General features: G+C 70.6%; 24 protein-coding genes and 4 pseudogenes. 13 read left to right on the forward strand and 15 right to left on the reverse strand.

The features are described from left to right. Window positions 1–270: 270 nt before the first annotated feature. From ACIGW4_RS35165 to ACIGW4_RS35175, 3 genes and pseudogenes are all read left to right on the forward strand, one after another. Window positions 271–1,524, forward strand: coding sequence for an MFS transporter (locus ACIGW4_RS35165; RefSeq protein ID WP_399585568.1), 1,254 nt, complete (start codon window positions 271–273; stop codon window positions 1,522–1,524). 68 nt (window positions 1,525–1,592) lie between these two features. After that, window positions 1,593–1,712: pseudogene (locus tag ACIGW4_RS35170) on the forward strand (IS5/IS1182 family transposase); the annotation flags it as partial. 122 nt (window positions 1,713–1,834) lie between these two features. Continuing rightward, the gene (locus ACIGW4_RS35175) at window positions 1,835–2,119 is read left to right on the forward strand and encodes a DUF3027 domain-containing protein (RefSeq protein ID WP_399585569.1); all 285 of its coding nucleotides are present in this window, start codon (window positions 1,835–1,837) and stop codon (window positions 2,117–2,119) included. A gap of 7 nt (window positions 2,120–2,126) precedes the next feature. Here ACIGW4_RS35175 and ACIGW4_RS35180 read toward each other — a convergent pair whose 3' ends face one another. The 5 genes from ACIGW4_RS35180 to ACIGW4_RS35200 all read right to left on the reverse strand — a co-directional run bounded on the left by ACIGW4_RS35180 (window position 2,127) and on the right by ACIGW4_RS35200 (window position 6,017). Further along, a complete protein-coding gene (locus tag ACIGW4_RS35180) occupies window positions 2,127–3,257 on the reverse strand; it encodes an IS630 family transposase (protein ID WP_399585572.1) in 1,131 nt (376 codons plus the stop codon). Window positions 3,258–3,298: 41 nt separating this feature from the next. Further along, on the reverse strand, window positions 3,299–3,565 hold the full coding sequence (locus tag ACIGW4_RS35185; protein ID WP_399585574.1) for a hypothetical protein: 267 nt from the start codon (window positions 3,563–3,565) through the stop codon (window positions 3,299–3,301). Window positions 3,566–3,607: 42 nt separating this feature from the next. After that, window positions 3,608–4,699 (reverse strand): IS630 family transposase, encoded by a 1,092-nt coding sequence (locus tag ACIGW4_RS35190; protein ID WP_399585576.1) that lies wholly within the window; start codon window positions 4,697–4,699, stop codon window positions 3,608–3,610. A gap of 43 nt (window positions 4,700–4,742) precedes the next feature. Beyond that, window positions 4,743–5,249, reverse strand: a complete 507-nt coding sequence (locus tag ACIGW4_RS35195; RefSeq protein ID WP_399585579.1) for a DinB family protein — start codon at window positions 5,247–5,249, stop codon at window positions 4,743–4,745. A 243-nt stretch (window positions 5,250–5,492) separates the two neighbouring features. Further along, window positions 5,493–6,017 carry a VanZ family protein gene (locus ACIGW4_RS35200; protein ID WP_399585581.1) on the reverse strand — a complete coding sequence of 175 codons (525 nt, stop codon included), beginning with the start codon at window positions 6,015–6,017 and terminating at the stop codon, window positions 5,493–5,495. A gap of 341 nt (window positions 6,018–6,358) precedes the next feature. Between ACIGW4_RS35200 and ACIGW4_RS35205 the strand changes: the two genes are divergently transcribed. Beyond that, on the forward strand, window positions 6,359–7,039 hold the full coding sequence (locus tag ACIGW4_RS35205) for a DUF4230 domain-containing protein (RefSeq protein WP_123459360.1): 681 nt from the start codon (window positions 6,359–6,361) through the stop codon (window positions 7,037–7,039). Window positions 7,040–7,666: 627 nt separating this feature from the next. On the opposite strand, the gene ACIGW4_RS35210 is transcribed toward ACIGW4_RS35205, so the two are convergent. Then, window positions 7,667–8,224 (reverse strand): DUF6328 family protein, encoded by a 558-nt coding sequence (locus tag ACIGW4_RS35210; RefSeq protein WP_399585586.1) that lies wholly within the window; start codon window positions 8,222–8,224, stop codon window positions 7,667–7,669. A 247-nt stretch (window positions 8,225–8,471) separates the two neighbouring features. Here ACIGW4_RS35210 and ACIGW4_RS35215 point away from each other — a divergent pair, with 247 nt between their 5' ends. Further along, window positions 8,472–8,756: a cupin domain-containing protein gene (locus tag ACIGW4_RS35215; protein ID WP_123459359.1), complete on the forward strand. Its 285-nt coding sequence runs from the start codon at window positions 8,472–8,474 to the stop codon at window positions 8,754–8,756. A 67-nt stretch (window positions 8,757–8,823) separates the two neighbouring features. Here the strand turns inward: ACIGW4_RS35215 and ACIGW4_RS35220 are convergent, their stop codons facing one another. The 3 genes from ACIGW4_RS35220 to ACIGW4_RS35230 all read right to left on the reverse strand — a co-directional run bounded on the left by ACIGW4_RS35220 (window position 8,824) and on the right by ACIGW4_RS35230 (window position 10,079). Then, window positions 8,824–9,276 (reverse strand): SRPBCC family protein, encoded by a 453-nt coding sequence (locus ACIGW4_RS35220; RefSeq protein WP_398706969.1) that lies wholly within the window; start codon window positions 9,274–9,276, stop codon window positions 8,824–8,826. Window positions 9,277–9,420: 144 nt separating this feature from the next. Then, complete coding sequence (locus ACIGW4_RS35225; RefSeq protein WP_398706967.1) at window positions 9,421–9,795, reverse strand: PRC-barrel domain-containing protein; 375 nt, start codon at window positions 9,793–9,795, stop codon at window positions 9,421–9,423. 62 nt (window positions 9,796–9,857) lie between these two features. Beyond that, window positions 9,858–10,079, reverse strand: a complete 222-nt coding sequence (locus ACIGW4_RS35230; RefSeq protein ID WP_123459356.1) for a DUF6458 family protein — start codon at window positions 10,077–10,079, stop codon at window positions 9,858–9,860. 433 nt (window positions 10,080–10,512) lie between these two features. On the opposite strand from ACIGW4_RS35230, the gene ACIGW4_RS35235 reads away from it, so the two are divergent. After that, entirely contained in the window at window positions 10,513–10,986 is a 474-nt protein-coding gene (locus ACIGW4_RS35235) for a hemerythrin domain-containing protein (RefSeq protein ID WP_123459355.1), read from the forward strand. A gap of 2 nt (window positions 10,987–10,988) precedes the next feature. Then, window positions 10,989–11,552 carry an isochorismatase family cysteine hydrolase gene (locus ACIGW4_RS35240; RefSeq protein ID WP_359588054.1) on the forward strand — a complete coding sequence of 188 codons (564 nt, stop codon included), beginning with the start codon at window positions 10,989–10,991 and terminating at the stop codon, window positions 11,550–11,552. Window positions 11,553–11,925: 373 nt separating this feature from the next. Here the strand turns inward: ACIGW4_RS35240 and ACIGW4_RS35245 are convergent, their stop codons facing one another. After that, the gene (locus ACIGW4_RS35245) at window positions 11,926–12,846 is read right to left on the reverse strand and encodes a YihY/virulence factor BrkB family protein (RefSeq protein ID WP_399585590.1); all 921 of its coding nucleotides are present in this window, start codon (window positions 12,844–12,846) and stop codon (window positions 11,926–11,928) included. A gap of 378 nt (window positions 12,847–13,224) precedes the next feature. Here ACIGW4_RS35245 and ACIGW4_RS35250 point away from each other — a divergent pair, with 378 nt between their 5' ends. The 3 genes from ACIGW4_RS35250 (at window position 13,225) to ACIGW4_RS35260 (ending at window position 16,973) form a co-directional block, all read left to right on the forward strand. Beyond that, window positions 13,225–15,132, forward strand: a complete 1,908-nt coding sequence (locus tag ACIGW4_RS35250; RefSeq protein WP_399585593.1) for a diacylglycerol kinase family protein — start codon at window positions 13,225–13,227, stop codon at window positions 15,130–15,132. Further along, window positions 15,098–16,075, forward strand: a complete 978-nt coding sequence (locus ACIGW4_RS35255) for a YihY/virulence factor BrkB family protein (RefSeq protein ID WP_399585595.1) — start codon at window positions 15,098–15,100, stop codon at window positions 16,073–16,075. The genes ACIGW4_RS35250 and ACIGW4_RS35255 overlap by 35 nt, the downstream gene beginning before the upstream one ends. A 91-nt stretch (window positions 16,076–16,166) precedes the next feature. Next, the gene (locus ACIGW4_RS35260) at window positions 16,167–16,973 is read left to right on the forward strand and encodes a phosphatase PAP2 family protein (protein ID WP_123459350.1); all 807 of its coding nucleotides are present in this window, start codon (window positions 16,167–16,169) and stop codon (window positions 16,971–16,973) included. 16 nt (window positions 16,974–16,989) lie between these two features. On the opposite strand, the gene ACIGW4_RS35265 is transcribed toward ACIGW4_RS35260, so the two are convergent. From ACIGW4_RS35265 to ACIGW4_RS35275, 3 genes are all read right to left on the reverse strand, one after another. After that, complete coding sequence (locus ACIGW4_RS35265) at window positions 16,990–17,355, reverse strand: YkvA family protein (RefSeq protein ID WP_399585598.1); 366 nt, start codon at window positions 17,353–17,355, stop codon at window positions 16,990–16,992. Between the two features lie 318 nt (window positions 17,356–17,673). Beyond that, on the reverse strand, window positions 17,674–19,635 hold the full coding sequence (locus ACIGW4_RS35270) for an acyl-CoA dehydrogenase (protein ID WP_399585601.1): 1,962 nt from the start codon (window positions 19,633–19,635) through the stop codon (window positions 17,674–17,676). 279 nt (window positions 19,636–19,914) lie between these two features. Further along, window positions 19,915–20,466 carry a DinB family protein gene (locus ACIGW4_RS35275; RefSeq protein ID WP_359588059.1) on the reverse strand — a complete coding sequence of 184 codons (552 nt, stop codon included), beginning with the start codon at window positions 20,464–20,466 and terminating at the stop codon, window positions 19,915–19,917. A 671-nt stretch (window positions 20,467–21,137) separates the two neighbouring features. On the opposite strand from ACIGW4_RS35275, the pseudogene ACIGW4_RS35280 reads away from it, so the two are divergent. Continuing rightward, window positions 21,138–21,403: pseudogene (locus ACIGW4_RS35280) on the forward strand (IS5/IS1182 family transposase); the annotation flags it as partial. Between the two features lie 18 nt (window positions 21,404–21,421). Here the strand turns inward: ACIGW4_RS35280 and ACIGW4_RS35285 are convergent. Together ACIGW4_RS35285 and ACIGW4_RS35290 are read right to left on the reverse strand one after the other, a co-directional pair. Then, window positions 21,422–21,907 (reverse strand): annotated as a pseudogene (locus ACIGW4_RS35285) (DUF5959 family protein); the annotation flags it as partial. A gap of 284 nt (window positions 21,908–22,191) precedes the next feature. Beyond that, entirely contained in the window at window positions 22,192–23,175 is a 984-nt protein-coding gene (locus ACIGW4_RS35290) for a phosphotransferase family protein (RefSeq protein ID WP_399585604.1), read from the reverse strand. Between the two features lie 57 nt (window positions 23,176–23,232). Here ACIGW4_RS35290 and ACIGW4_RS35295 point away from each other — a divergent pair. Beyond that, window positions 23,233–23,666: pseudogene (locus ACIGW4_RS35295) on the forward strand (transposase family protein); the annotation flags it as partial. 33 nt (window positions 23,667–23,699) lie between these two features. Then, the gene (locus tag ACIGW4_RS35300) at window positions 23,700–24,041 is read left to right on the forward strand and encodes a hypothetical protein (protein WP_398706957.1); all 342 of its coding nucleotides are present in this window, start codon (window positions 23,700–23,702) and stop codon (window positions 24,039–24,041) included. The last annotated feature ends 190 nt before the right edge of the window (window positions 24,042–24,231 follow it).

The following is a 24,231-nucleotide window of genomic DNA, read 5'->3' on the forward strand; positions in this document are numbered from 1 at the left end:
TGGGGGGGGAGGAGCTGGTTGGGGGCCGCGGGGGGGGCCGCGGGTGGGGGGCCCCCCCCCCCCCCGCCCCCCCCCCCGGCGGCGGGGGGCGCCCCCCCCCCCCCCGCGTCCCGCTCGGGAACCGACCTCATCACTGCGTCTCCACTTCTGCGCACACGGCGTCCGCTCGTCGGAACCATCTTGCGCCATGAGGTCAGTTCCCGATAGAAACGCACCCGGAACGAGTGAGTTCCCAATAGAGACTAACTAGATCCAGGGGGTGGGCGCCGTATGAGCGGGACACGAGCGATCCCGAAGCACGACCGAGGCGACGACCAGGAGAGTTCCCCGCCGGGCGTCTTCTGGCGCTTCTGGGCCGCCGCCACCGTCAGCGGCGCGGGCACCGCCGTCACGGCCCTCGCCCTGCCGCTCGTCGCCCTCACCGTCCTCGACGCCACCGCATTCGAGCTCGCCGCGCTCGCCGCCGCCGGGCAGGTCTCGTGGCTGCTCCTCAGCCTCCCGGCGGGCGTCGTCGCGCAGCGCGTACCACTGCGTCGCCTCCAGGTCACGCTCGACCTCGTACGGTTCGCGGCGCTCGGATCGCTGCCGCTCGCCTGGTGGCTCGGCACGCTCACGTACCCGCACCTGCTGTTCGCGGCGCTCGTCACCGGCGCGGCGACGGTGCTGTTCGACATCGGCAACTCGACCTTCCTGCCCGCCGTCGTCCCGGCCCGGCAGCTGGCCGCCCGCAACAGCGTCATGTCGGGCACGCACGCCGTCACCGACACCGGCGGCCCCTCCCTCGGCGGCGTCCTGATCGGCCTCACCGGCCCGGTCGGCGCGCTCCTCGTGGACGCTGCCAGCTACCTCGCCTCCGCCGTGCTCCTGCGCACCCTCCCCGAGAGCCGCCCCGCGCCCCGCACCGGCGAGAGCGCACTGCGGCTGATGCGTGAGGGCTTGCGGTACGTCACCAGGCACCCCGTCATGCGGCCGTGCATGATCTGGGCCACCGCCGCCAACTTCCTCAACGCGGCCCTCGTCGCCCTCACCCCCCTCTACCTGGTCCGCGAGGCCGGCCTCGACTCCGTACAGCTCGGTCTCGTCCTGGCCATGGACGGAGTCGGCGCCTTCGCCGGCGCCGCCGTCGCGGTCCGCGTGACCACGCGCCTCGGCACCGCGTGGGGCGTCATCGTGGCCGACCTGACCGGCGGCGCGCTGCTCCTGCTCGCCCCGCTGACCACGTCGGCAGGGAACGCGTACTGGTTCGCGCTGGGCAACGCCGGCTTCGCCTTCGGTACCGTCATCGGATCGATCACCACCCGCACCTACCGGCAGACCCAGTCGCCGCCGGAGCTGCTGTCCCGCGTGATGGCCACGGTCCGCTTCGTCTCCTGGGGCGCGCTGCCGCTCGGCGCACTCACCGCCGGCCTCCTCGCCACGTACACCGGCGCTCACACCGCCCTCTGGGCCGTCTGCGCCGCCGCCCTCCTGCCCCCGCTCTACCTCTTCTCCACCAAGGTGGGCCGCCACCGCGACCTCGCCTGACCCCTGACCCCACGGCAATGAGGAGATCCGGGGCGCAAGCGGGCGCGACGCGCTGTTCCCCGCTCGAGCAGCGAACGTTCAACGCGTTGAAGGGCTCACGGGCCGCAGCCACGAGGTTCGACAAGCGCGGCTACATCTTCCACGGCACCGTCACCGTCGCCTCGATCCGACTCTGGCTCCGCCCCTGATCTCCGCCGGGTCTAGTGCCGCAGCCGCATCAGAGAACCTTCGCCCTGTTTCCCGGTGAGAGGATCCCTGGCAAGCGCCGGGACTGACGGTCTCGGATCGAACGGGCGGGGAGACATCGACAGTGGCCGAGGATGAGCCTTGGACGGGTGACGATCAAGATCACAATGATCGGTGTCATGCGCGGTGGCGAGTGTCATTGAACCGCTCGACGGCCCAGTCCGGCTACCGGGACGAGTGGTATGACGTCCAGTGCGGAGCATGCCGCTTCTGGATCGCGTTGAGCGGCCGGCTCGGCCGGGACTACGGGGCGTGCAGCAACCCTGGCTCGTCATTCGACGGGCGGGTGCGGTTCGAGCACGACGGCTGCGAGAGCTTCGCCGGTCGATCCGACGGCTGGTTCGGGTAGCGGCCGGTCAGGCGACGTTGGCTCTGGCCACGACCCTGCGGAGGCGTTCATCTGCGGCGTGTCTGTTCCGCCAGATGATGTAGCGGCGGATCATGCTGCCTTGGGCCTTGTGGCTAGGGTGGCCGGTGCCGTCGAGGGCGAAGTAGCGCAGGGCGGTGAACTGGGCCTCGATCCGGTTCAGCCAGGAGCTGTTGGTCGGGGTGTAGGCGATCTCGACGTTGTTCGCCGCAGCCCACGTGCCGCCCCGCTGGCACCGCTTGGTGGTCAGGTGGGGTGAGTAGTTGTCGCAGATGATCGCGATGCGTAAGTCCATCGGGTGCAGCGAGCGCAGGTAGCGGCAGAACTCCAGGAACTTGGACCGGCTCTTGGTCTTCTTGATGTGGCCGTAGAGCTGGTCCTTGCCCAGGTCGTAGGCGGCGAACAGGTGTCGGACGCCGTGCGGGCGGTTGTGGGTCGCCCGCCGCCTGCGGCGCGGTTCCCGGTCGGGGGCCTTGTGCCAGCCGCCGCGCTCGGCCCACTGCCGGCCGGGGTGGGGCTGGAGGTTGAGCGACCCGAACTCGTTCATGCAGAAGACGACTTCGGGCTCGCCGTCCTCGGGTACGACCTCGCCGTCGGCGATCGCGTAGAGGTGCTCGACCCTTGCCTTCTTGGCCGCGTAGTCGGGGTCACGGGAGGTCTTCCAGGTCTTCAGGCGTTGAAAGGAGATGCCTTCCTTGCGGAGCAAGATGCGCAGACCCTCGTGGCTGATGTCGTCACCCCCCCTCGGCGACCAGGAAGTCCGCCAGTTTGGCCAGGGACCAGGTGGAAAACGGCAGGTCGTGCTCGGTCGGCTTGGACTTGGCGATCTTCTTGATCTCGCGGCGCTCGGGTAGCGTGAACGTCTTCGGACGCCGCCGAAGTACTTCGGATAGAGCGAGTCGAAGCCGTCGGCGTTGAAGTTGTGGATCACGTCCCGGACCCGGTCCGCGCTGGTGAACGTCACCTCGGCGATCTTCGCCACGGACATGCCCTGGGCGGACAGCAGCACCATCGGGGCACGCCGCCAGGTCACTACCGCTCCGCTGCCCCTGCGGATGATCCCCAGGAGTCTTCGGCCCTGGTCGTCATCGATCTCCCGTACCTGCACCCGTTCGGCCATGCCCGCATCCTGGCAACGACCGGGACGGCGCTGTGGCCGCTTCACATCGCTCGGCGTTTCCTCAGCTCAGCAAGCCACACCCGCACCTGCTCGTCATCGTGCAGGTAGCCATCGCTCTCGGCAGCGGGCAGATCGATTCCGTAGAGACGGTTCAGCGCCCACCAGGACAGGTCGTCCCAGACGAGCCCGTCCTCCAGCACCCACCTCGCCGCCCAGCGATCGGCCTCGTCCCGGGACAGCCGACCCGCGACAAGCTCAACAAAGCGATCCTCGATCTGATCAAGAGTTGGCTGGCTGCTGACATCCATGCCCTGACCGTACAGGCAGGGCAAAGGTTGCTTGATGCGGCACTAGTCTTCTGAGTCAGGAATTCTATTCAGATAAGAGGCGAGGCGTTCGAGGATCTCGTCTGCGGTCTTGGTCCAGATGTAGGGCCTGGGGTCGGTGTTCCAGGCGGCGATCCAGGTCCGGATGTCCTGCTCCAGGGCCTGGACGGTCTTATGGACGCCTCGCCGTATCCGCTTGTTCGTCAGCTCGGCGAACCATCGCTCGACCAGGTTGAGCCAGGACGACCCGGTCGGCGTGAAGTGCAGGTGGAACCGGGGATGCGCCAGCAGCCAGGTCTTGATCGCCGGTGTCTTGTGGGTGGCGTAGTTGTCCAGCACCAGATGGACCTCGAGGCCGGCTGGGACTTCCTTGTCGAGCTTGACGAGGAACTTCTTGAACTCCTCGGCCCGGTGACGCCGGTGCAGGGAACCGATCACCTTGCCGGTGGCGACCTCCAGAGCGGCGAACAAAGTGGTGGTGCCGGCCCGGACGTAGTCGTGCGTAAGGCGTTGTGGCACTCCGGGCATCATCGGCAGCACCGGCTGCGAGCGGTCCAGGGCCTGGATCTGCGACTTCTCGTCGACGCAGAACACCAGGGCCCGCTCCGGCGGATCCAGATAGAGACCGACGACGTCGTGGACCTTGTCGACGAAGTACGGATCCGTCGAAAGCTTGAACGTCTGTGAGCGGTGCGGCTGCAGGCCGAACGCCCGCCAGACCCGGGACACGGTCGATTGCGACAGGCCCAGTTCCTTCGCCATCGACCGTGTCGACCAGTGCGTCGCGTTCTTCGGTGTGGACTGCAGGGTCCTGGTGACCAGTGCGGCCACCTGCTCGTCGGTCACCGGCCGGGGACCGCCCGGGCGGGGCATGTCACCCAGGCCGGCGATCCGGTGCTCGACGAAACGCGCCCGCCAGCGGCCCACCGCATGCGGCGTCGAGCCGAGCCGGGCCGCGACGTCCTTGTTCGAGGCACCTTCGGCGCAGGCCAGGATGATCTGGCATCTCAGAGCCCATGCCTGCGGCGTGGAGCGGCGCCGCACCCACCCCTCAAGCGCGGCCCGCTCCTCATCGGACAGGATCAACTCGGCCTTCGGCCGCCCAGTACGCGCCACAGACCAAGCCTATACATCTGAACAGAACTCCTGACTCAGAAGACTAGGAGCCGGTCGTGCCGTCGAGCAGCTCGCGCAGGATGTCCAGGTGGCCGTTGTGGCGGGCCGTCTCCTCGGTGAGGTGGAGGAGGATCCAGCGCAGGTCGACGTGGAGGCCGTTGCGGACGGTTCCCTCGGCCCGCCTGTCCAGGTCGTTCCCGGCGACCAGTTCCCGGTAGCGGGCGCTCTGTTCGGCGTACTCGTCGAGCAGCTGCGTGAGCGGGAAGTCGACGGCGATGCGCATCTCGCGGTCGGGGTCCTCCTCCGTCCAGGGGCCCTGGTCCTCCTCGCCGAGGAAGACCACCTGGAACCAGTAGTACTCGACCCAGCGGAGGTGGTTGACCACTCCGCTCATGGTCATCAGCGGCGAGCCCGGCAGGAGCGCCTTGCGCGCGTTCTCCGCGGAGACGCCCTCGCACTTGGCGCGGGCGGTGTCACGGGCGTAGTCGAGGAACGTGGTGAGCTGGGTGCGCTCGTCCCACGCGGGCGGCGTGTCGTCGATTCTGGTCATCGCGCGAAGCATCACCGATCACCCCGACCGATGTCGAGGCATTTACGACGGGCCCGACCTGCGCCGCTCAGCTCCTTGTCCGGCGAGTCGCTACAGCCGTTCAGCGCCTGTGGGCCGCCCGGCATGATCCGCCGGTCAAGTCCCAGGCGTTCCCGGCTCAAGGTCAATCGTCACGGATGACCCTCGTCGCTTGACGAAATCCATGGGGGCGCCCCGCGTTCGGGCTCGCCCGGTACGGCGGCGTCAGGCGGGCGGGTCGCCTGGGCGCCGCTTCCACCAGTGGGGGCGGGTGCGAGGGCGGACGGCGCGCCCAAGCCGCCGGCCGATGAGCAGGTAGCCGAGGAGCGCTCCCGTCGTGTTGAGGAGGACGTCGTCGATGTCGAAGGCGCGTCCCGTGATGAGCGCGCCCTGGACCAGTTCCACGAGCAGCATGGTGGTGGCGGTGACGAGCGCGACCCGGAGGAGTCCGCGTGTCTTGCGGGACAGCAGCGGCAGCAGGATTCCGAGGGGGACGCCGAGGGCGATGTTTCCCCCGAGTTGCTTGACGGTCTCCACGAAGCCCGGTTGGTTGAGATAGTGCTCGATCGACCGGCCCGGTGTCAGGTTGCTGTGGGTCAGGGGTACGGACGCCGGTGATGCCTCCAGGGTGAGTCCGGCCAGGACCACGGCGAACGCCACCATGCCCGCGAAGGCCGTCAGGGTGACCAGCACCCGTACGAACCGCCCCGGGCCTCGTCGGACCGGGGCCGCCGCCTTCGTCTCCGGCACCCTCGTCCTCGGCTCCGCCCCGCCCGGTCCCGACCGGCCCGGTGTCGCTCCCTCCTCTCCCCCCGTCCCGGTCCCGGCCGGCTCCGTCCCGGCGGGCGCCGCCCCCGTTCTGCCTCCCGCCCCACCGGCCCGTCTCCTCGACGTTCTCCAGCCGATCATGCGCCTCTTCCTCCTCCGGACGATCGTGTGCGGACGGGCCCCGCGTACCCTCGACCAGGCGGTTGCATGCCGTGCGGTCCCTCGGGGAAACCCCGCCTGTCACGCCCCCATCAGGAGCATCAACTCGTATCTTTCTCAAGCGAGTTGGGAATGGAGAGCGCCGAGGCGGGCACCAGGCGACCATGGGAGAAGACACCGAGAACAGGCCCTCGCCGCCCCACCGGACAGGGAGTCGCTCCGGAAGGAGGTGGCGCCTCCTCACCGTCACCCTGCTCGTGCTCGCCGTCGCCCTCATGCTGATCGGCCAGTTCCTCGGGGTCCCCGGCCTGGACGTCTTCGGGACGCAGGTGAAGGACCGCTCCGGCCCCGCCGTCCTGAAGTCCGTCCAGGACCTGAGCCGGTACGAGGGCGCGGCGGGGACCTACCAGGTGGTGGTCGACCTGGAGCACGACGCGCGGTTCCTGCCGGACTCGATCCGCGGCACCCGCACCCTCTACGTGGCGACCGGCAGCGTCAGCGCCTACGTCGAACTGGGCCGCCTCGGGGACGACGCCGTGGCTGTCGACGCGGATCGGACCGAGGCCACCCTGCGCCTGCCGCACGCCAGGCCGGGTGCTCCCGCGCTCGATCCCGAGCGCTCGTACGCTGTGTCCAAGCAGCGCGGTCTGCTCGACCGGCTGGGCGACCTCTTCTCGGACAACCCCGCGAGCGAGCAGGCCGTCAACGTCCTCGCCGCCCGGCGGATCAGCGACGCCGCCCGCGAGTCGGGCCTGACGTCCCGCGCGGAGCGGAACACGACCGAGATGCTTCAGAAACTCCTGCGCGGCCTCGGCTTCGAAAGGGTGACGGTCACCTACGCATGAGCGGGATCCGCGCGGGTCACGCTCTGGAAACGCGCCGATCAGCGCAGGAGACGCCCCGGAGGCACCTTTTCCGCCCCGGAGGCACCTTTGCCGCCTCGGAGGCACCTTTTTGCCGCCTCGGAGGCGGCTCCTGCACGGACGTCGCCGGAGTGAGGAGCAGGCGCGGGCGTGAAAAGCAGCTCCGACTTCACCGTCCCTTCCCCGTACGCCGCCCCTCCGGATTCATGGCGGAGGGACGCGTTTCGGCGTCGTGTTCGCGGTCAGTCGGATCCTCGAACGTGGTCCTGGACTCGGAGGGGTTCCGTCGTGCCGGTCGTGCTGGTCATGGTGCTCGGTGTCGGGGTGGCGATGGCGTGGTGGAGCGTCGCGCCTGTTCGCGGCGGGGTGCGGAGGGGGTCTCGGTGACGGCCGGCGACCGGCCGAGACCGGGTCCGCGTCCTTTCGCCGGGCCGGAACGGGAAGAGCCGGAACGGGAAGAGCCGGAACGGGAAGAGGCAGGGCCGAACGGGAAGAGTCGGTACGGACGCCTTCCACAGGCGCCTTCCTCGGGCCTATGAGCCGCACGCGTGCGAGGCCGGCCTCCGCTGCTGTGCGCGGGGGCCGGCCTCGGTTCGTGCGAGCGTGGGGTCAGTTTCCGCTCGTGTGACGCGTGCGGACCCACAGGGGCAGGGCGAACCAGCAGATCAGGTACCAGACGAGGACTCCGGAGACCAGCCAGGGCACGTACGGGTCGTGCGTCGCCACCCTCAGGATGAGGAACAGCGCGGCCGTCAACGTCGCGAGAAGGAGCAGGATGCCGGTGAAGGTGAGCCGGGAGGCCCAGACGACGGCCTGGGGCTTGATCCTTCGTCCGGACACGATCCGGTGGACGGAGACAGGGCCGATCAGGGCACCCGTCGCCAGTGAGCCGAGGACGACGGTGACCAGGTAGATCGTCTTGTCGGTCTGCTCCAGCTCGTGGAAGAGCGGAGTGAACACGACGGTGAGGAGGAAGCCGAGAAGGATCTGGACTCCGGTCTGGGCGACCCGTATCTCCTGGAGGAGCTCCTGCCAGCGCCGGTCCGCACGCTCTTCCTCGGTCTCGCCCCTCCCGTCCGCGACGGTGCCCGGCTTCCCGGCGTTCTCCCCGCGCCGCGCCTCTCCCTGCTCGCCCTTCGGCGTGGCACCGCCGTTTCGTCCGTCCATGAAGATCCTCCTCAGAAGTGGGGCAGGAGCGGGCCCGCCGGTCCCTGTGCCCCAGTGACAGGAAGCCATCCCCCGTCGCCGTCGCGGGGGGGGCGTCTCGATGTATGCGCTCCGTCCGGTGGGCGGAAGGGCGGCCGGCCGGGGCCGGGTCCTCCCTCGTCGTGGGGAGGCGGGCGGCTAGCCTGCCGCTCGGGGTGCTGCACGGCCTGCCGCAGTGCCCGGAACCGACGACGGCGAAAGAGCGATCATGACCACCACGGCCCGCATGAACACGCAGCACGAGGACGACCGGGTCCGCGTCACCCGCTGGGACTTCGAACCCGGTCAGTCCACCGGCCGCCACGTCCACGCGTACGACTACGTCGTCGTCCCCGTCACCGACGGGCGGACCCGTGTGATCAGCCCCGACGGGACGGCCACCGTCTCGGAGCTCAGGGCGGGCGAGTCCTACGCCCGCCCGGCCGGCGGCGAACACGAAGTCGTCAACGCCGGCACGGCTCCGCTGGCCTTCGTCGAGATCGAACTGAAGTAGGGAGCGCCGGTCTCCGAACGTCGGTGACGCAGGTGCGACGCATAGGCGTCGCACCTGCGTCGGTCCCTCAGACCGATCCGCGCCAGGCGCCCGTCTCCTGGCCGCCCCGCTCCTCGATGAACGACTTGAACCGCTTGAGGTCGCCGGTCATCTTCCGCTTGACGAACCCGAGCTTGTCGCCGACCTGCTCCGTCAGCCCCTCGGGGGCGAAGTCCATCTGGAGCATGACCTTCGTCCGGGTCTCGTCGAGGCGGTGGAACGTGACGACGCCGGCCTGTCGCACCTCGCCCTCGACCGTCGTCCAGGCGACGCGTTCGTCCGGGATCTGCTCGGTGATGACGGCGTCGAACTCACGCCGCACACCGCCGATCTCCGTGATCCAGTGGGTGAGCGTGTCCGTACGCTGCTCGATCCGCTCCACGCCGTCCATGAAGCGCGGAAACGTCTCGAACTGGGTCCACTGGTCGTACGCGGCGCGGACCGGAACCTCGACCTCTACGGACTCTTCCACCTTCGACATGTCAACACCTTTCTCGTAGACGGGGCTTCCCTCCCATGGGGGATGGATCGCCGTGATTCACCTGACCCGTCCCGCAGAGCTCACACCTTCCCGGCAGCCGCAGGACGTGTCCCGTGTCGTTCGAGGCGCCTGGGCCCCGGCTCGTCAGAGGGCACCCGTGCCGCCCGAGAAGGGCCCGCCGGTGCGGTAGTACTGGCCGATCTCCTCGCGGTACTGCCGGTCGGCGAGGTGCTTCTCGGAGACGAACTCGGGTGCGTCCTTGACCTGTTCCTTCGTCAGGGCGAGGTGGACCGTGTGCTCCTCCAGGTCGACGCGGGTCACCGTGCTCGCCGGGATCAGCACCTCCTTGCCGAAGATCCAGACGCCCGTGTCCACGACCAGATAGGCGTCGTCCACCTCGTCGGAATGCTTGTCCACCTTGCCGATGTGTCCGTCGGACGCCTCGACCCGCCATCCGGTGAGGTCGGTGCCCGCCAGGTGGCCGGACTCCGTGCTGTAGGACCAGAGACGGTCGGTCATCGCTGTCACTCCTCTGTCTCTTGTGCGTCGTGTACGTCGCGGCACTGAACGTGCGTGCCGCCTCAGAGCAGGCCACGCCGGTCGTCGGTGACCGTGGGCGCCACGGGCGGGACCACCGTCCGGCGGCGGCGAAGAACGCTCGTGCAGACGGCGGTTCCGAGGAAGCCGACCGCCATCAGGATCAGGCCGACCAGATCGAGGTCGACCGCTTCGGCCTCCCAGTCGGAGGCGAAGGTGAGGACGGCGCCGGCGGCGATCATGATGATGAACAGTCCCGGGCCCATGGTTGCTCCCTCCCCTACGGGTCGGACAGCGTCCGCGTACCCGGGTCTCCGGGGACCATGCCGCCCTCAGGCGCGGTCGGAGCGTGTCTTCCCGGCTCTGCGCCCTGGCTCCGTCCCTTCCTGGCTCGCCCAGGCAGGCGCTCTCGCTCCTTCCCTCCCCCTGGGATGTCCGTGGAGCGACAGGGCACGCGTCAGCCACGAGCCGGCGCGCGTGCCGAGCTGTCGCCCGCTCTCCGGGGTTCCGGAGGGCGGCGGGTCGGCGCCGGGGACGGCAGTCGGGCTCGTCGACGGTGCCCCCCGGTGGTGCGTGCGCACTGGTCCGGTCGGGGCATCTGGCGGCGCCGGGGGGAAGTACGGGGGCACGGTCGGGTAATGCGTGGAGGACGACGTGATCACTGACGGCCGGGCAGAGGCCGCTGACGGAGGGACGGACATGGACGGCATCGTGCTTCTCAAGGACGACCACAAGACGGTGGAGAAGCTCTTCAAACAGTTCGAGAAGGCCGGCGAGGGCGCCCTGGCGGAGAAGCGGAAACTCGCGGACCAGGTGATCGAGGAGCTGACCACCCACACCTGGATCGAGGAGAAGATCTTCTACCCGGCGGCGCGGGAGGCCTCCCCCGACAGCAAGGACCACGTCCTGGAGAGCGTCGAGGAGCATCACGTGGTGCTGTGGATGCTGTCCGAGCTGAAGGGCATGGACCCCGCCGACGAGCGGTTCGACGCGAAGATGAGCGTGCTGATGGAGAACGTGCGCCACCACGTGGAAGAAGAGGAGAAGGAGTGGTTTCCCGAGGTCCGCAAGGCGATGGGGCGCAACCGGCTCAAGGAGCTGGGCGAGGAGATGGAGGCCGCCAAAGCGACCGCGCCCCGCGATCCGCTGACCGTTCCCAGCGCCGAGCAGTAGACGTGGCGAAGAGCGCCCTGGTCGTCGTCGACATGCTCAGCCTCTACGAGCACCCTGAGGCGGAACTCCTCCTGCCGTCCGTCCGGGAGGCGCTGCCCGGGATCCGCACCGCCCTGGAACGCGCCAGGCAGGCCGACGTGCCGGTCGTCTACGTCAACGACAACTTCGGCCAGTGGCGCTCGCACCACGGAGAACTCCTCGAATCCGCGCTCGCCGGCCCGCACGGGGACCTGGTCGAACCGATCAAGCCCGACGAGCACGCCCTGTTCGTGTTGAAGGCCCGTCACTCCATCTTCTACGAGACCCCCCTCGCCTACCTGCTCGGCACACTGGGAGTGGGACGCCTGGTGCTGTGCGGTCAGGTCACCGAGCAGTGCATCCTCTACTCGGCGCTCGACGCGCACATCCGCCACCTCGACGTCACCGTCGCCCGCGACGCCGTCGCCCACATTCACCCGGACCTCGCCCGGGCCGCCCTGCGGATGATGGAGATCAACATGGGCGCGGAGATCCGGCCCGTAGCGGACATCGACTTCCACGCTCCCGCTGCACGAGAAGGGCAGTGAGGGCCGCTGGGTACGGCACGGCTGGGCCGTTTCGTTCGGATGGGCTCCCGGATCGGTCACGCCGGTCGTGGCCGGGAGTCCGCGGAGAAGATCACCCGTCAGCGGTCGGCTTCGGTTCGCACCGGCTCAGGCCCCGCCCCGGTTCCGATCGATTCGGGCGGGGGCGGGGGCGGGGTCCCTGGGTGCCGATCGCCGACCTCGCGCGCATAGACCTGGCCTGGAGCATCGAGGAACGCCGGTACGTCCGACGGAGAGCCACCTCTCGGCGGTACAACGACTGCGACCGCCGACAGCGGTCCGGCAGACGAACGGAACCACCTCGTACGCCGCTCCCCGTCCGCCACTATTTGCGGGAGGGCTATTTGAGGGAGGGTTATTTGCGCGAGGCGGTCTCCGCGTCCGCCGGCGCCTCGCCGGTTCGTTCCCCGGGCCGTGCGAGCACCGCGTTGAACTGCGCGCCGGCGAGCAGGGCCAAGTTGCCGAACCACAGCCACACCAGGAAGACGACAACTCCCGCCAGCGAACCGTAGAGACGGCTGTAGGTCCCGAACCGCGTGTAGAGGGTGAAGAGCGCCGAAGCGCCGAGCCACAGGAAGGCGGCCAGGGCACCGCCCGGAAACCCCCGGCGCGTGCCGCGTGCCTGGACGGGGCCGGTCCGGTAGAGGATGAGGATCAGCGCCGTGACGACCACCAGGAGCACCGGCCACCGCAGGACGGCCATGGCGTCCGTGCCCGAATGGCCGGCGGTCGCCGCGAGCCGACGGGCCACGGGGCCGGTCGCGACGAGGCTCGCGGCGCCCACGACGAGCAGGGTCAGCAGCACGCCGGCGGTGAGGACGAGGACGTGCGCCGCACGCAGCGGCGGCCGCGTGTCGGGCAGCCGGTACATCGTGTGCAGGGCACGGCGGAAGACCGCCAAGTAGCTGGAGGCCGACCACAGTGCGCTCAGGACGCTGCTGACGAGCAGCACCCACAGGGAGGACGGTGCCGAGGTGAGGCCTTCCAGGGCCTCTCGGAGCACTTGAGCCGACTGGGGAGGGGCGTAGGAGGTGAGGTCGCGGATCAGGCGCTCGCGGGTGCCGGTCCCGACCAGTCCCACCAGGGAGACCGGGACGAGGAGGGCGGGCACGAGCGCCAGCACCGCGTAGTAGGTGAGGGCCGCCGCGTAGTCCGCGATGTTGTCGTCCCAGAGGCGTACGGCGGTGCTCCGCAGGCGTGAGCACGCGCGTCCCAGCAGCTCGACGGCCCAGTGTCCCGGAGTGCTCCGGCGCGCGCGGAGAGAGTTCGACGTCACGATGCCCTCCTGCCCGGCGTCACCGCTCCCATCCTCCGCTCCCTACGGCACACCGGGAGCAGGCCGATGAGGACCTGCCCGGCCGACCGTGAGGCCCGCTCGGGCCGGGCGTCGAAGGGCGTCGAGGAGAACCGCCGATCCGACGGACGTCGAGAGGGAGCAGCCGCGACGGTCGGACGCCCGTAGGAACGGCCGCGACGGCCGGATGCCCGTGGGAACGGCCGCGGCGGTCGGACCCCGGTGGGGGCAGCCGCGGCGGTCGGACGCCCGTGGGAGCGGCCGCCGTTGTGGCCTCGTCCACGGCGACGTGGAGCCCTGGTCACGGGCGGGACGGCCCGGCGGGCGCATGACCCGCGCCCGGCAGGTAATACGGCCGCAATGACGAACTCACACGAGGCGGGAGCCAGGCCGGGCCTCCCCCTCCTGCTGCTGCCCGTGCAGACGGCCGTGGTCGCCGCGGCGGGACTGCTGGTGACCGGGCCCCTCGCGCACCACTGGCCGCTGTCGGCGGAGGACGGCGTCAACCGCGCCCTCGCCGCCCGCCGGACCCCTCTCGCCACCGCGCTCACCGACGGGGCCTCCCTGCTGGCCGGCACGGAGAGCGTGATCGCCCTCACCCTCGTGTGCACGGCCGCCCTGCTCCTGGTGCCCCACGCGCCCCGATGGCGGGAAGCGGCGTTCCTCGCCGTGGCGGTGGCCGCACAGTCCGCGGTCTTCCTGCTGGTCACCCTCGTCGTCGACCGCGAACGTCCCGACGTGCCCCATCTGGACCCGGCGCCGCCGACGTCGAGCTTTCCCTCCGGCCATGTCGGGGCCTCCGTCGCCCTCTTCGGTGGGCTGGCCGTCCTCGCGTCCCGACGTCTGCACGGCGTTCGGCGGCACCTCGTGGTGGGGCTGCTCCTCGTGATCCCGCTGTTCGTGGCGGTCTCCCGGGTGTACCGCGGCATGCACCACCCCTCCGACGCGGTGGCGGGGCTGCTGAACGGCGCCTGCACACTGGCCCTCGTGGCGGCCGCCCTGCTGCCGCGCCTCCGGGCGGAGGCGGCGGCGCCCGCCCCGGGCCCGTCCGCCCACGGTGCGCGGCGGGCCGTGGTGGTGCGCCACCCACGCGCGTGCGGCGACGGGACCGCCGCCCGGGTACGGGCCCTGCTGCGCGACCACGGTTACGCGGAGCAGCGCTGGACGGAGACGACGGCCGGGGATCCGTCCGGTGGCCTGGCCGCGTGCCTCGGCGGGACGGACACGGACCTGGTCGTCGTCTGCGGCGGGGACGGCACCGTACGCGCCTGCGCGGACGTGGTGGCCGGGACCGGGATCCCCCTGGCGATCGTCCCCTGCGGCACCGGGAACCTCCTCGCCCGTAATCTTCGGCTGCCGACCGAGCCCGTGGCCGCTCTGGGGGAGGCCCTCCGCGGGCAGGCCGTCGGCCTCGACGTGGGACGGATACGGGGCGACGGGTTCGCGCCGACCCGGTTCGCGGTCATGGCGGGCGCCGGGTTCGACGCCGCGATGGTCCGGGACGCCTCGGCGCGGCTCAAGGAGAGCCTGGGCTGGGCCGCTTACGTGGTCTCGGCCGTACGGCATCTGGGGGACGCCCGGATGCGGCTGTCGATCCGGCTGGACGGGGGCGCCCCGTTGGAGCGGCGGGCCCGCATGGTCGTCATCGGCAACGTGGGGACCCTCCAGGGCGGGCTGCCGCTGCTGCCGGAGGCCCGGCCCGACAGCGGCAGGCTGGAGGTCGTCCTGCTCGACCCGCGCGGGGTGACCGGCTGGCTCGCCGCCGCCGGGTACCTCGCCTCGCGCGCACCGGGCGGGCGGCGGCAGCGCGCGTCCGGCACGCGGGAACGGTCCCTCGCGCACGGCGCACTGGAGTACTTCGGCGCGGCTCGGATCGACCTCCGCTTCGCCCGGCCCCAGCCGCGCGAGCTCGACGGCGACGTCTTTCCCGCGGGTACGTGGTTGACCGCGGAAGTCGAGCCGGGGGCGCTACGGGTGTGCCTGCCGGCCCCGGCCCGGGCGGGTGCCCCGGCGGGAGCAGGCGCCCCCACCCGAGCGGGCGCCCTGGCTGAAGCGGACGTCCCGGCGCGGGAAGGAGGCCCGCCCCGGGAAGAGAGCCCGACCCGGGCAGGCGCCCCGGCGGAGGCAGGAGCTCTGAGGGAGGCAGGCGCCCCGGCGGGATCGGACGTCCCGGCGGGATCGGATGTCCCGGTGCGGACCGGAGAGGAAGGAACCGGAGAGGAAGGAGGACTCCATGGGCACCGCGACGCGCGTACCGCAGCGCAGTGAGGTCGAGGCCGTGGAGGCCGAACTGCGTCTGCGGGGAGACTCCCTGTCGGGCGAGGAGGCCTGGGCCGCGCTCCGCCACTACGGAGGCTGGGCCCTCGTACGGGACTCCTTCGTACGGTTCCGCTACGCCGACGGGTTCAGTCACTCCCGGGCCCTCGCCCTGCAGACCGTCCTGGCGATCCTCCCCCTGGCCATCGCCGTCATCGGGCTGTCCGGAGTGCTGCACACCGAGGACATCGGGCGGGTCGCCGAGCTGACGATCCGCCGGATCAGCGGCCCGAGCCAGGACGTGGTGGACGACGCCCTGCGGGAGAGCCGGCGGCACGCCGGGGAGGGCGGCGTGGCGGCCCTCTGGCTCGGTCTGCTGTTCTCCCTCGCGAACGTCACCACGGGCATGTGCCAGGTGGAACGCGGCGCGAACCGCATATACGGCGTGGAGCGCGACCGGCCGTTCCTCCACAAGTACGCCCGTGGGCTGGTGATGTCCGTGCTGGCCGGGGTGCCCCTCGGACTGAGCTTCTGCGTCACCGTCCTCGGATCCGACCTGAACCGGGCCCTGATCGAGGTCTACCACCTGGCCCCGGCCACGTCCCGCGCGTGGGACGTGCTGCGCTGGCCCGTGGGGATCCTGTTGGCGGTGATCGCCACCAGTGCCGTCTTCCGCCGCTCGCCCCGGCGCGCCCAACCGGGCTACACCTGGCTCGCCTTCGGTGCCACCGTCCATCTGCTGCTGTGGCTGGGCGCGACGTGGGCACTGAGCCTGTACGTCGGCTCCGGGGGCTCCTTCACCACCGTGTACGGGCCGCTGAGCGCGTTCGTGGCGCTGCTGCTGTGGTCGTACCTCACCTCGCTCGCGCTGTTCCTGGGCCTTTCCTTCGCCGCCCAGCTGGAGGCCGTACGGGCGGGGGTGGCGACGCCGGTCACCGAGGACCCCGGGGTCTGAGCCGACCGGCCTCCCCGAACCCCCGAACCCCCGAACTGCCCGAACTCCCCGAACTCCCCGAACTCCCCGACGGAAAGGAACCGTACCGACCATGACCGAGCGTCCCACCCAGCCTCGGCGGCACCGTCTGGCACGGCTCGTGACCGGCCACGGCCGGGCCGACACCCGGTTCGGCGTACGGTTGGCGGTGGGCGCGGCCCTCACCTCCCTGGCGGCCGTCCCGTTCTCCCTCGCCCTGGTGCTGGTGGAGTCGCACTGGGCCCCGCTGCACCGTCTCGACCGGGACGTGGCCGAGCGGCTGCACCGTTCCGCCCTCGGCAGTCCGGACTGGGTACGCGTGCTCGACTTCCTCACGCACGTCGCATGGGGGCCGCTGACCATGCGGCTGCTGGTGGCCGGTGTGGTGGTGTGGCTCCTGTGGCGGCGGGCGTTCCGTCTCGCCGCCTGGGCGGCCGTCACCGCGACGGCCGGCGGGCTGGCGGGGCTGCTGGTCAAGAACGTGGTCGAGCGTGCCCGGCCGCACCTGCCGGATCCCGTCGCCCACGCGCCCGGCTTCTCCTTCCCCTCCGGGCACGCCATGACGGCCTTCACCTCCTGCGCCGTCCTGCTGCTGGTCCTGCTTCCCCTGGTCCCGCGTGCCTGGCGGCCGCTGCCGTGGGTCCTGGCGGCGACGGCGGTGCTCGGCGTGGGCTACACGCGGGTCGCGCTCGGGGTGCACTGGGTGAGCGACGTGGTCGGGGGCTGGCTGCTGGGACTGGCGGTGGTGACCGCGACCACGCTCGCCTTCGAGGCGTGGCGCGGCGACATCGGCCGTTCCCGCACCACCCCCGCCGAGGGCCTGGAGCCCGAGATCGTGACGGACTCCCCGGAGCCGGTGGGCCGGCCCGGCTCCCGATGACGCGGGACCGGTCTCACTACGACGGCGGTACCCTCAGCGGCCCGTTGCCCGGGGTTTCTCCCGGTGCCGCGGTCCGCTTTTCGAGACGCGTCCCGTTCCTGTTCTCGAGACGCGTCCCGTTCTTGGCCGCTGCCGCGTGCAGGACCCGCAAGGCGACCAGGAGTACGCCGATGTCGTCCAGGTAGACCGGATCCGGTACGAGGTCGACCGGCGAGATCGTGTAGATCACCGCCGCCCAGAACAGGGCCTTGGACTGCAACGGGACACCTGCGTCCAGGAGCATCCTGCGCGCACGGAACACACGCACGAGCAGAACGGCCGCGATGCCTGCCACCACGAGCACGAGAACTACGGCCACGACGAGCCAGAAGGTACTGTCCATGCCGCTCTCCTACCCCGTGACACCGTGCGCGTGCTTGTCGATGACCTGGAAGGTGCCGGGTACCCGCGCCGTGCAGCGGGGCAGGGACTTGCGCGGCACGGTCAGAAGCCACTCGACCCTACGACGCCGGGAAACGCGTCGCCGAAACGGGTGTACTTCCGCTCCCCCGTGACAACGCAGAGGGCGAGGACCGGCTGACCGGCTGGATGACCGAGAACGGCGCCGACACCCTCCCCCGGATCGCCGCCACCGGGTCCGGGGCATCCATCCGCCCTTGTGCCGCGCGCGAGGAGCCTGTCCGCGCGAGCCGTCCCGCTCTCAGCCCAGCAGGTCCGGCGCCCGCAGCATCTCGGACGGGATGCCCCAGGCGTCGACCAGGTCGACGGCCAGTGGCCGGACCTTGCGGCAGAGGTCGTTCACCTCGCGGCTGATCGCCTTGGAGCGCTGGACGGTCAGCCGGCCGTGCTCCATGAACCAGGCTCGGTCCGCTTCGATCGTCGACAGCGCGAACAGGTCGCAGAGCAGCTCCAGCGCGACCTTGTTGCCGCCGTCGGGCAGGGCCCGGAACGCGTCGACGAACGCCTCCAGCACCAGTCGCTCGACGTGCGCGTGGGCGAGCGCGATCACATGGTCCTGCACCTGCGAGAAGACGGTGCCGGGATCACCTTTCCGGTCGACTCCGCGCTTGAGCCGACGGGCCAGCCCGGCGAGCATGTGCTCCTCGCGATAGCGCAGCATGGCCAGGTGGTACTCCGAGTCGAGCAGCCCGGCCTCCCGGTCCCATTCGTCGCCGCCGGGCAGCAGGTCGCGGACCCGTTCCAGGAGCTTGTGGACGGACGCCTTCTCGATGACGGTCTCGACGGCGAGGCCGGTGACGTAGCGGACCACGCCGAGCTGGTCCAGGTCCTCGAACTCGCTGGCGTGGTCGGTGAGCAGGCCCTTCGCCACGAGCTGGAGCAGCACGTGGTTGTCGCCCTCGAAGGTGGTGAAGACGTCACTGTCGGCCTTGAGCGCGGCGAAGCGGTTCACCGCGAGATAGCCGGCGCCCCCGCATGCCTCGCGGCACTCCTGCACCGTACGGGTGGCGTGCCAGGTGCCGAGCGCCTTGGTGCCGGCGGCCCGCGACTCCAACCGCCGCCGCGCCTGCGGGTCGTCCTCGTGACCGGAGAAGACCTCGTGCAGCTGCCCGCGGACGACGTCCTGCGCGAAATGCAGTGCGTACGTGCGGGCGAGCAGCGGCAGCAGCCGGCGCTGGTGCAGCCCGTAGTCCAGCAGGAGCTGCTCCCCGGCACCCGGCGAGGCCTCGAACTGACGCCGCCGCACGCCGTACTTGACGGCGAGCGTGAGGGCGACCTTGGCGACGCTCACCCCGGCACCGCCGACGCAGACCCGGCCCTGGACGAGCGTGCCGAGCATGGTGAAGAAACGGCGGTCGGGATTGTCGATGGAGCTGACGTACGCGCCCTCGGGCGTGACGTCGGCAAAGCGATTGAGCAGCGCCTCACGCGGCACACGGACCCCGTCGAAGCGGATCCGGCCGTTGTCGACGCCGTTGAGGCCCATTTTGCGGCCGTCGTCCTCGATCTCGATGCCCGGCAGGACCTTTCCCCCGGACCGGACCGGCACGACGAGGGCGTGCACGCCGCGGGACTCCCCGCCCACCTCCAGCTGGGCGAAGACAACCGCCAGCTCGGCGTGGCGGGCCGCGTTCCCGATGTAGTCCTTGCGGGCGGCGTCACCTTCGGTGGTGACGACGAACTCCTGGGCCTCGGCGTCGTACCGGGCCACCGTGCCGAGCGCCTGGACGTTGGAGCCGTGTCCGGTCTCGGTCATCGCGAAGCAGCCCAGAAGCCGCCCGGCGACCAGGTCCGGCAAGTAGGCGTCGTGGTGGCGTCCGGTGCCCAGGTGCAAGATCGCGCCGCCGAACAGCCCGAACTGCACACCGACCTTGACCAGCACCGACAGATCCCCGAAAGCGAGGGTCTCGAAGGCGGCGACAGAGGCGCCGACGTCGTCGGCGCCGCCGTACGCTGCTGGGAAGCCCATACCGGTCTGGCCGGTCCCGGCCATCTCGACCACGATGTCGCGCACCCGCTCGCGGAACTCGTCCGTGCCGAGTCGTTCGGCTTCCTCCAGCACAGAGGAGTGGGCCGCCAGATTGGTCCGGACGAGGTCCCGGATCCCTGCGTACTCGCCGTCGAGAAGGGCCGCCAGGGCTTCGACGTCGATCACGGGAGGTGCGTAGCCGCTCGGTGCGGCAGAAGTGTCGTCGGATGCCATGGCCCTCCGTTACCCCGGCCGGTGCGGATCAACCAGCGATGATCACGTGATGGAGCGGAGCCTACGGGAGCCTGGCCCCCGTGACGCGGAGCCGGGTCGCCCGGGCGGGCAGGGCCGCCCCGAGCCGGCCCGGCGGCGCGGATGCCGCCGTACCCGGGCAGATGCGGCCGTCGCCACCGGGGGGGGCGGTCGGCGCATCGCCGGAGACAGAGAGGCTGGGCGTTGTGAGCGACGAACAGCAGCTGCGCGTCCGGGGCTGAGGCGGGGGCAGGGATCGCATCACCTCGGCGGGTCCTCGCCCGTGAGCCCGTCGACGGATTCACGGATGAGGTCGGCGTGACCGGCATGGCGGGCGTACTCCTCGATGAGGTCGAGGAGAATGCGGCGGAGGTTGGGGCGTTCGCCGCTACGGGTGGCGTGGGCACCGAGTTGGTCCAGCCCGCCCGTACTGAGCGCCTCGTCGACGATGGCGCGTGAACGGGCGACCGATTCCTGCCAGAGAACGCGCAGCTGCTCGGGGGTGTCCTCGGCGGCGGAGCGGTAGTCCCAGTCGGGGTTGCTGTCCCAGTCGACGGTGTCCCAGGGAGCACCGACGGGCGAGCCGAGCCACAACCGGGCGAAGTGGCTGTCCTCCACGTGCGCCAGGTGTTTGAGGAGGCCGCCCAAAGTGATGGCGGACGTGCCGAGCGTGGCGCGAAGGCCCGCGGCGTCCAGGCCGGAGCACTTCCAGGCAAGGGTGGCCCGCTGCCGTTCGAGGGCGCCGAGGACGGCTGCGGCCTCGGTGCCGGCGAGGGGAGGTTCCGGCCAGGCTTCGGTCTCGCTCTCGGTCATGGCTGCAGACCTTAACGAACGGAGCCGGCAGCGCAGCCGACGGGTGGACCGCCACGAACCGCTCACTCAAGATCCGCCGGACAGGCCGGAGGGCGGGCTCCTTGGCGGCGGGCCGCCAGGGTCCACCCCCGCATGCGCGGGGACCGTGCCTGCCGGTACGGGACGTGCCGGGCCGGCGGGTCAGCGTGAGAGCTGCCCGGAACGGAGCTCGTCAACGTCGACCGTCGTCAGTGCCACGCTCAGCGGTACGCCGGTGCCGGCCGCGGCGGCCAGCCGCTCGCGTACCTCACGCGGTGTTCGAGGCCGCCAGCCGGGCCCGTCACAGCAGCCGGAGTGGAACGTGACCCCCGCATTCAGCAGAACGGTCAAAGTCCGCCACCCGGCGGAGTCACTCCGCTTCGGCACAGCGAGATCCTGGCCGGCGTCGATCAGCGCTCCACCGCAGCGCGGGCATCGGCCGGCCCGCGTGCCGCGCTTCTTGAACGAAGAACGACAGGGCAAGCACACGTAATGCCGGTTCGGAGTCCCTCCTCGGAAGCACATCGCACCAGTATGGCAATGCGGCCTCGCCCGACCCAGTGATTATGAGAAGCGGTTCGACCGTCGGTGTTCCGAGCACAAGAAGTCAGTCGATCGGGAACTGTTGCGGCTGTCGTGCAGGAGGGCAGGGCCTCTTGGCAGCTCGACTCCGCACGGCAGACGTCCTGGACTTCACCCGCGCAGCAGTGGGCTCCTCCCGCGTCAGAGCCCCGAAGGGGGGCGGCAAGACGAGGCGAAGCCCTGTTGATCAGGCAGGACGGGCAGTAAGCATCACCTGATCACGGACGCCACCGGGATCTCGCGCGCCGTCACGCTCACCGGCGGCAACCGCAACGCCGTCACCCAGCTCACCCCGCTGCCGGAGGCGGTTCCGCCAGTGCGCGGCAAGCGGGGCCGGGCCGACGACGAGGTCGTCTTCAACGACCACCTCGGGACAGTCGCGCTCGCCGTTCAGGTGGATGGAGACAGACGGTCCGCGCTGGACGTGCAGCCGGGCGATGTCTTCCCCGGACTCAAGTCGAGCGAGAGCCTCGCCCCACGACGTCAATCGCGACCGCCACAACGAGAGACCCACCCGCCCGCTCACGAAGGGCGTGTTGACGACGATCTCTGCGGCCGGTCCTCCAGACACACCCTGCAGAGGACCCAGCACGGCGATGCGAACGCTGTTGCCGGCCACGGTGCGGTCGGCGATCCCGCAGCCGGCGTCGTGGACCGCCCCGGGAGGCCAGGCCCCGGGGCAGCAGCCGGTCGCCGGCGACCTCGGTTCAGCGGCCGTACGTCCGCTCCAACCGCCCGGACCGCCCACAGCGAGCGGCCGGACGGGCGGTTGGAGCGGGCGGTGACGGCGGCGGAATGAAGCCCACCGAAGATTCGGGGCGCCATCGAGATCGACGAACACACCGAAGGCCTCGATAGAGGTGCCCCCGAACGTTCTTCACCGCGACGGAGTGTCGCAAGGAGCTCTTTCAGCACCGGGGATGGGAGCGAACGGGTCACGGCCGTGCCCCTGTGCCACCCCCGCTTCGGTGGGCCACCGGCTCTCTCCTGGCGGTCGACGGCGGCCGGGGGCTTGGACGGTGTACGACTTACCGACGCCGACCGGTCTGGAGAGGATGACCGACTCGCCCGCGTGCAGCCAGCGCGGGGCCCCTGCGCGTAGGCGTCCATCCCAGCGATGCCGGTTCATGCATAACGACCGAAAAGGGATTCGATGTATCCCTCCAGCCTTCGAGTCAGGACACCGGCTGTCAGATCGACACGACCCAGCTCACGCCAGGGGACAGCGACCTTCTCCGCGTCCGGGGCGAATCCCAGCGCGTCCAGCAGCCGCCAGTAGAGATGGGCAGTGCTGTCTTCAGCCAAGGTTCCTCCCGCGGCGACGTAGCGATCGGCAAAGCGCATACCCGCGGGAACCCCGTGCAGCAGGGCAAGGGCCGTCGAGCAATGGGCCACGTCCAGGTCAGCCGGCCCCCAGGAAGTCTCCACCCAGTCGACGACTCCACTGATCCGAAGGTCACCGTCGGCACCGGTGAAGAGGACATTGCCGGGATGGAAGTCCCGGTGCAGGAAGCACCCATGATAGGCCGGGGGCTCCCTGCGGATGACGTCGACAGCCCGCCGCCAGAGCTCGGGCCGCTCGGTCGCCGTCGGCAGAGTCACTCGCTCGGGAGAGGCCCAGGCCTGGTAGGTGCGAGGCCGTTGCTGCACGGTCACCGGCAGCTGATGGATACGCACCAGTTGCCGGGCCAGCAGTTCGGCGCGGTCGTCAGCGCCCTGGTCGCCCAGGCGCACGGTGCCCGGCAGCAGGGACATCAGCAAGGAGGGGCGGTCGCAGTGCTGCGCCGTCGCGTCCAGCGCCGTCAGCGTGGCCGCGGGCACGTCCGTGTCACCGAGCAGGCGCAGGATCGCCGCCTCACGGTTCAGCAGGCCCTCCGCGTGCCGAACGAAGAAAGGCTTGACGAAGGACCGCAGGACAAGTGAGCGCCGACCGCCCGGACCACAGAGGTCCAGGCGGCGCATCTCCGACGTCCAGCCGCCGCGCAGCTCCACAACCTTTTCGATGCGCTCCCCCTCGGCCAGTCCCTTCTCCACCCAGGAGCGCGTGGCACTCCAGCCCTGATTGCCAAGGTCCACGCCGATGCCCTCGGCCCCCTCGTCCGAAATCATGAAAGCAGGCTATCCGGACCCTGTTGATGGCCTTGGCCCACCTGTGTGGGGTCACACTTCCACTCCGGCAAGCACCGCAGTCACGGCATGAACGTTCAAGTACTCACCGACCCGTTCGGGAAGTTCGTCCGGGCTTCGCCGGCCCTGGCGGGCGCGGTCCACGACATCAGGGCAGCTCACTCCCACGGCCTGCTCGCCGCCCTCGACACCGGCGGCATCCGGTGCTGGGCCGACACATCCGGTGCTGGGCCGACAAGGCGTACCAGGGCTACGACCCTGCTGTCCGGGTCCCCTTCCGTGGCCGCTGGAACAAGCTCTCCGCCGAGAAGAAGGCCGTCAATCGCGCCCCCGCGAAGATTCGCGCACGCGGCGAACAGGCCATGGCCACCCTCAAGTCCTGGCGCCTGCTGCGGAAGCTCCGCCGCAGCACCACCCGCATCACCGCCCTGGCCAAAGCCGTCCTCACCCTGGAACTGGCCGCCTCAGCCTGAGGAGGAGACCTCACTGCCTCCTATAATCCTGGCGTGTTGGACACATCGAACCTCTTCCACGTCTCGTCCGTACTCAACCGGCAGTCGATCGCACGGCATGGCCTGGATTGGACCCGCATGGGCGCCGCGCCAGGAATCGCCGGCAGCCGCCGCCCGGAGGTGGAGGGAATCTTCGTCTGTCGAGGCGAGGAGGAAACAGGCTTCTTCCTTCAGATCAACAACACCGGCGGGCCGGTTGATCTCTGGTCCGTTGACGGCATCGATGAGGGATCGCTCCTCGACAACGGCAACGGATTCGTCTACCTGCCCGGCCGTATACCAGCCGCGCAAGTCCACCTCGTGCGATCAGACGTTCCTCCGCAGCTTGGTCTTTGACTTCGCGCGGCGCTACGACTGGAGGCGGGCCCACGCGGAATCCGGCTGCGAGTTCGGCGAAGGCGTGGTTGCAGCGCAGGTGGGTCAGGGTCGTCAGCGCCTGCCGGCTGCAGGTCAGCCGCCGCCGGGTGCCGATCTGTCGTCGTCGGGCGGTCGGCTCCCGCCGCAGCAGTCGCAGCGCTGAAGGGGA

This window comes from Streptomyces sp. NPDC053513, assembly GCF_044544765.1.
Lineage (GTDB): Bacteria > Actinomycetota > Actinomycetes > Streptomycetales > Streptomycetaceae > Streptomyces > Streptomyces litmocidini.

What these genes read in the sequence shown, in the direction of transcription:
- ACIGW4_RS35165 (WP_399585568.1), top strand. Translation starts at nt 271, where the DNA reads ATGAGCGGGACACGAGCGATCCCGAAGCACGACCGAGGCGACGACCAG.
- ACIGW4_RS35180 (WP_399585572.1), bottom strand. Translation starts at nt 3,257, where the DNA reads ATGGCCGAACGGGTGCAGGTACGGGAGATCGATGACGACCAGGGCCGA.
- ACIGW4_RS35185 (WP_399585574.1), bottom strand. Translation starts at nt 3,565, where the DNA reads ATGGATGTCAGCAGCCAGCCAACTCTTGATCAGATCGAGGATCGCTTT.
- ACIGW4_RS35195 (WP_399585579.1), bottom strand. Translation starts at nt 5,249, where the DNA reads ATGACCAGAATCGACGACACGCCGCCCGCGTGGGACGAGCGCACCCAG.
- ACIGW4_RS35205 (WP_123459360.1), top strand. Translation starts at nt 6,359, where the DNA reads ATGGGAGAAGACACCGAGAACAGGCCCTCGCCGCCCCACCGGACAGGG.
- ACIGW4_RS35210 (WP_399585586.1), bottom strand. Translation starts at nt 8,224, where the DNA reads ATGGACGGACGAAACGGCGGTGCCACGCCGAAGGGCGAGCAGGGAGAG.
- ACIGW4_RS35215 (WP_123459359.1), top strand. Translation starts at nt 8,472, where the DNA reads ATGACCACCACGGCCCGCATGAACACGCAGCACGAGGACGACCGGGTC.
- ACIGW4_RS35220 (WP_398706969.1), bottom strand. Translation starts at nt 9,276, where the DNA reads ATGTCGAAGGTGGAAGAGTCCGTAGAGGTCGAGGTTCCGGTCCGCGCC.
- ACIGW4_RS35225 (WP_398706967.1), bottom strand. Translation starts at nt 9,795, where the DNA reads ATGACCGACCGTCTCTGGTCCTACAGCACGGAGTCCGGCCACCTGGCG.
- ACIGW4_RS35230 (WP_123459356.1), bottom strand. Translation starts at nt 10,079, where the DNA reads ATGGGCCCGGGACTGTTCATCATCATGATCGCCGCCGGCGCCGTCCTC.
- ACIGW4_RS35235 (WP_123459355.1), top strand. Translation starts at nt 10,513, where the DNA reads ATGGACGGCATCGTGCTTCTCAAGGACGACCACAAGACGGTGGAGAAG.
- ACIGW4_RS35250 (WP_399585593.1), top strand. Translation starts at nt 13,225, where the DNA reads ATGACGAACTCACACGAGGCGGGAGCCAGGCCGGGCCTCCCCCTCCTG.
- ACIGW4_RS35255 (WP_399585595.1), top strand. Translation starts at nt 15,098, where the DNA reads ATGGGCACCGCGACGCGCGTACCGCAGCGCAGTGAGGTCGAGGCCGTG.
- ACIGW4_RS35260 (WP_123459350.1), top strand. Translation starts at nt 16,167, where the DNA reads ATGACCGAGCGTCCCACCCAGCCTCGGCGGCACCGTCTGGCACGGCTC.
- ACIGW4_RS35265 (WP_399585598.1), bottom strand. Translation starts at nt 17,355, where the DNA reads ATGGACAGTACCTTCTGGCTCGTCGTGGCCGTAGTTCTCGTGCTCGTG.
- ACIGW4_RS35270 (WP_399585601.1), bottom strand. Translation starts at nt 19,635, where the DNA reads ATGGCATCCGACGACACTTCTGCCGCACCGAGCGGCTACGCACCTCCC.
- ACIGW4_RS35275 (WP_359588059.1), bottom strand. Translation starts at nt 20,466, where the DNA reads ATGACCGAGAGCGAGACCGAAGCCTGGCCGGAACCTCCCCTCGCCGGC.
- ACIGW4_RS35290 (WP_399585604.1), bottom strand. Translation starts at nt 23,175, where the DNA reads ATGATTTCGGACGAGGGGGCCGAGGGCATCGGCGTGGACCTTGGCAAT.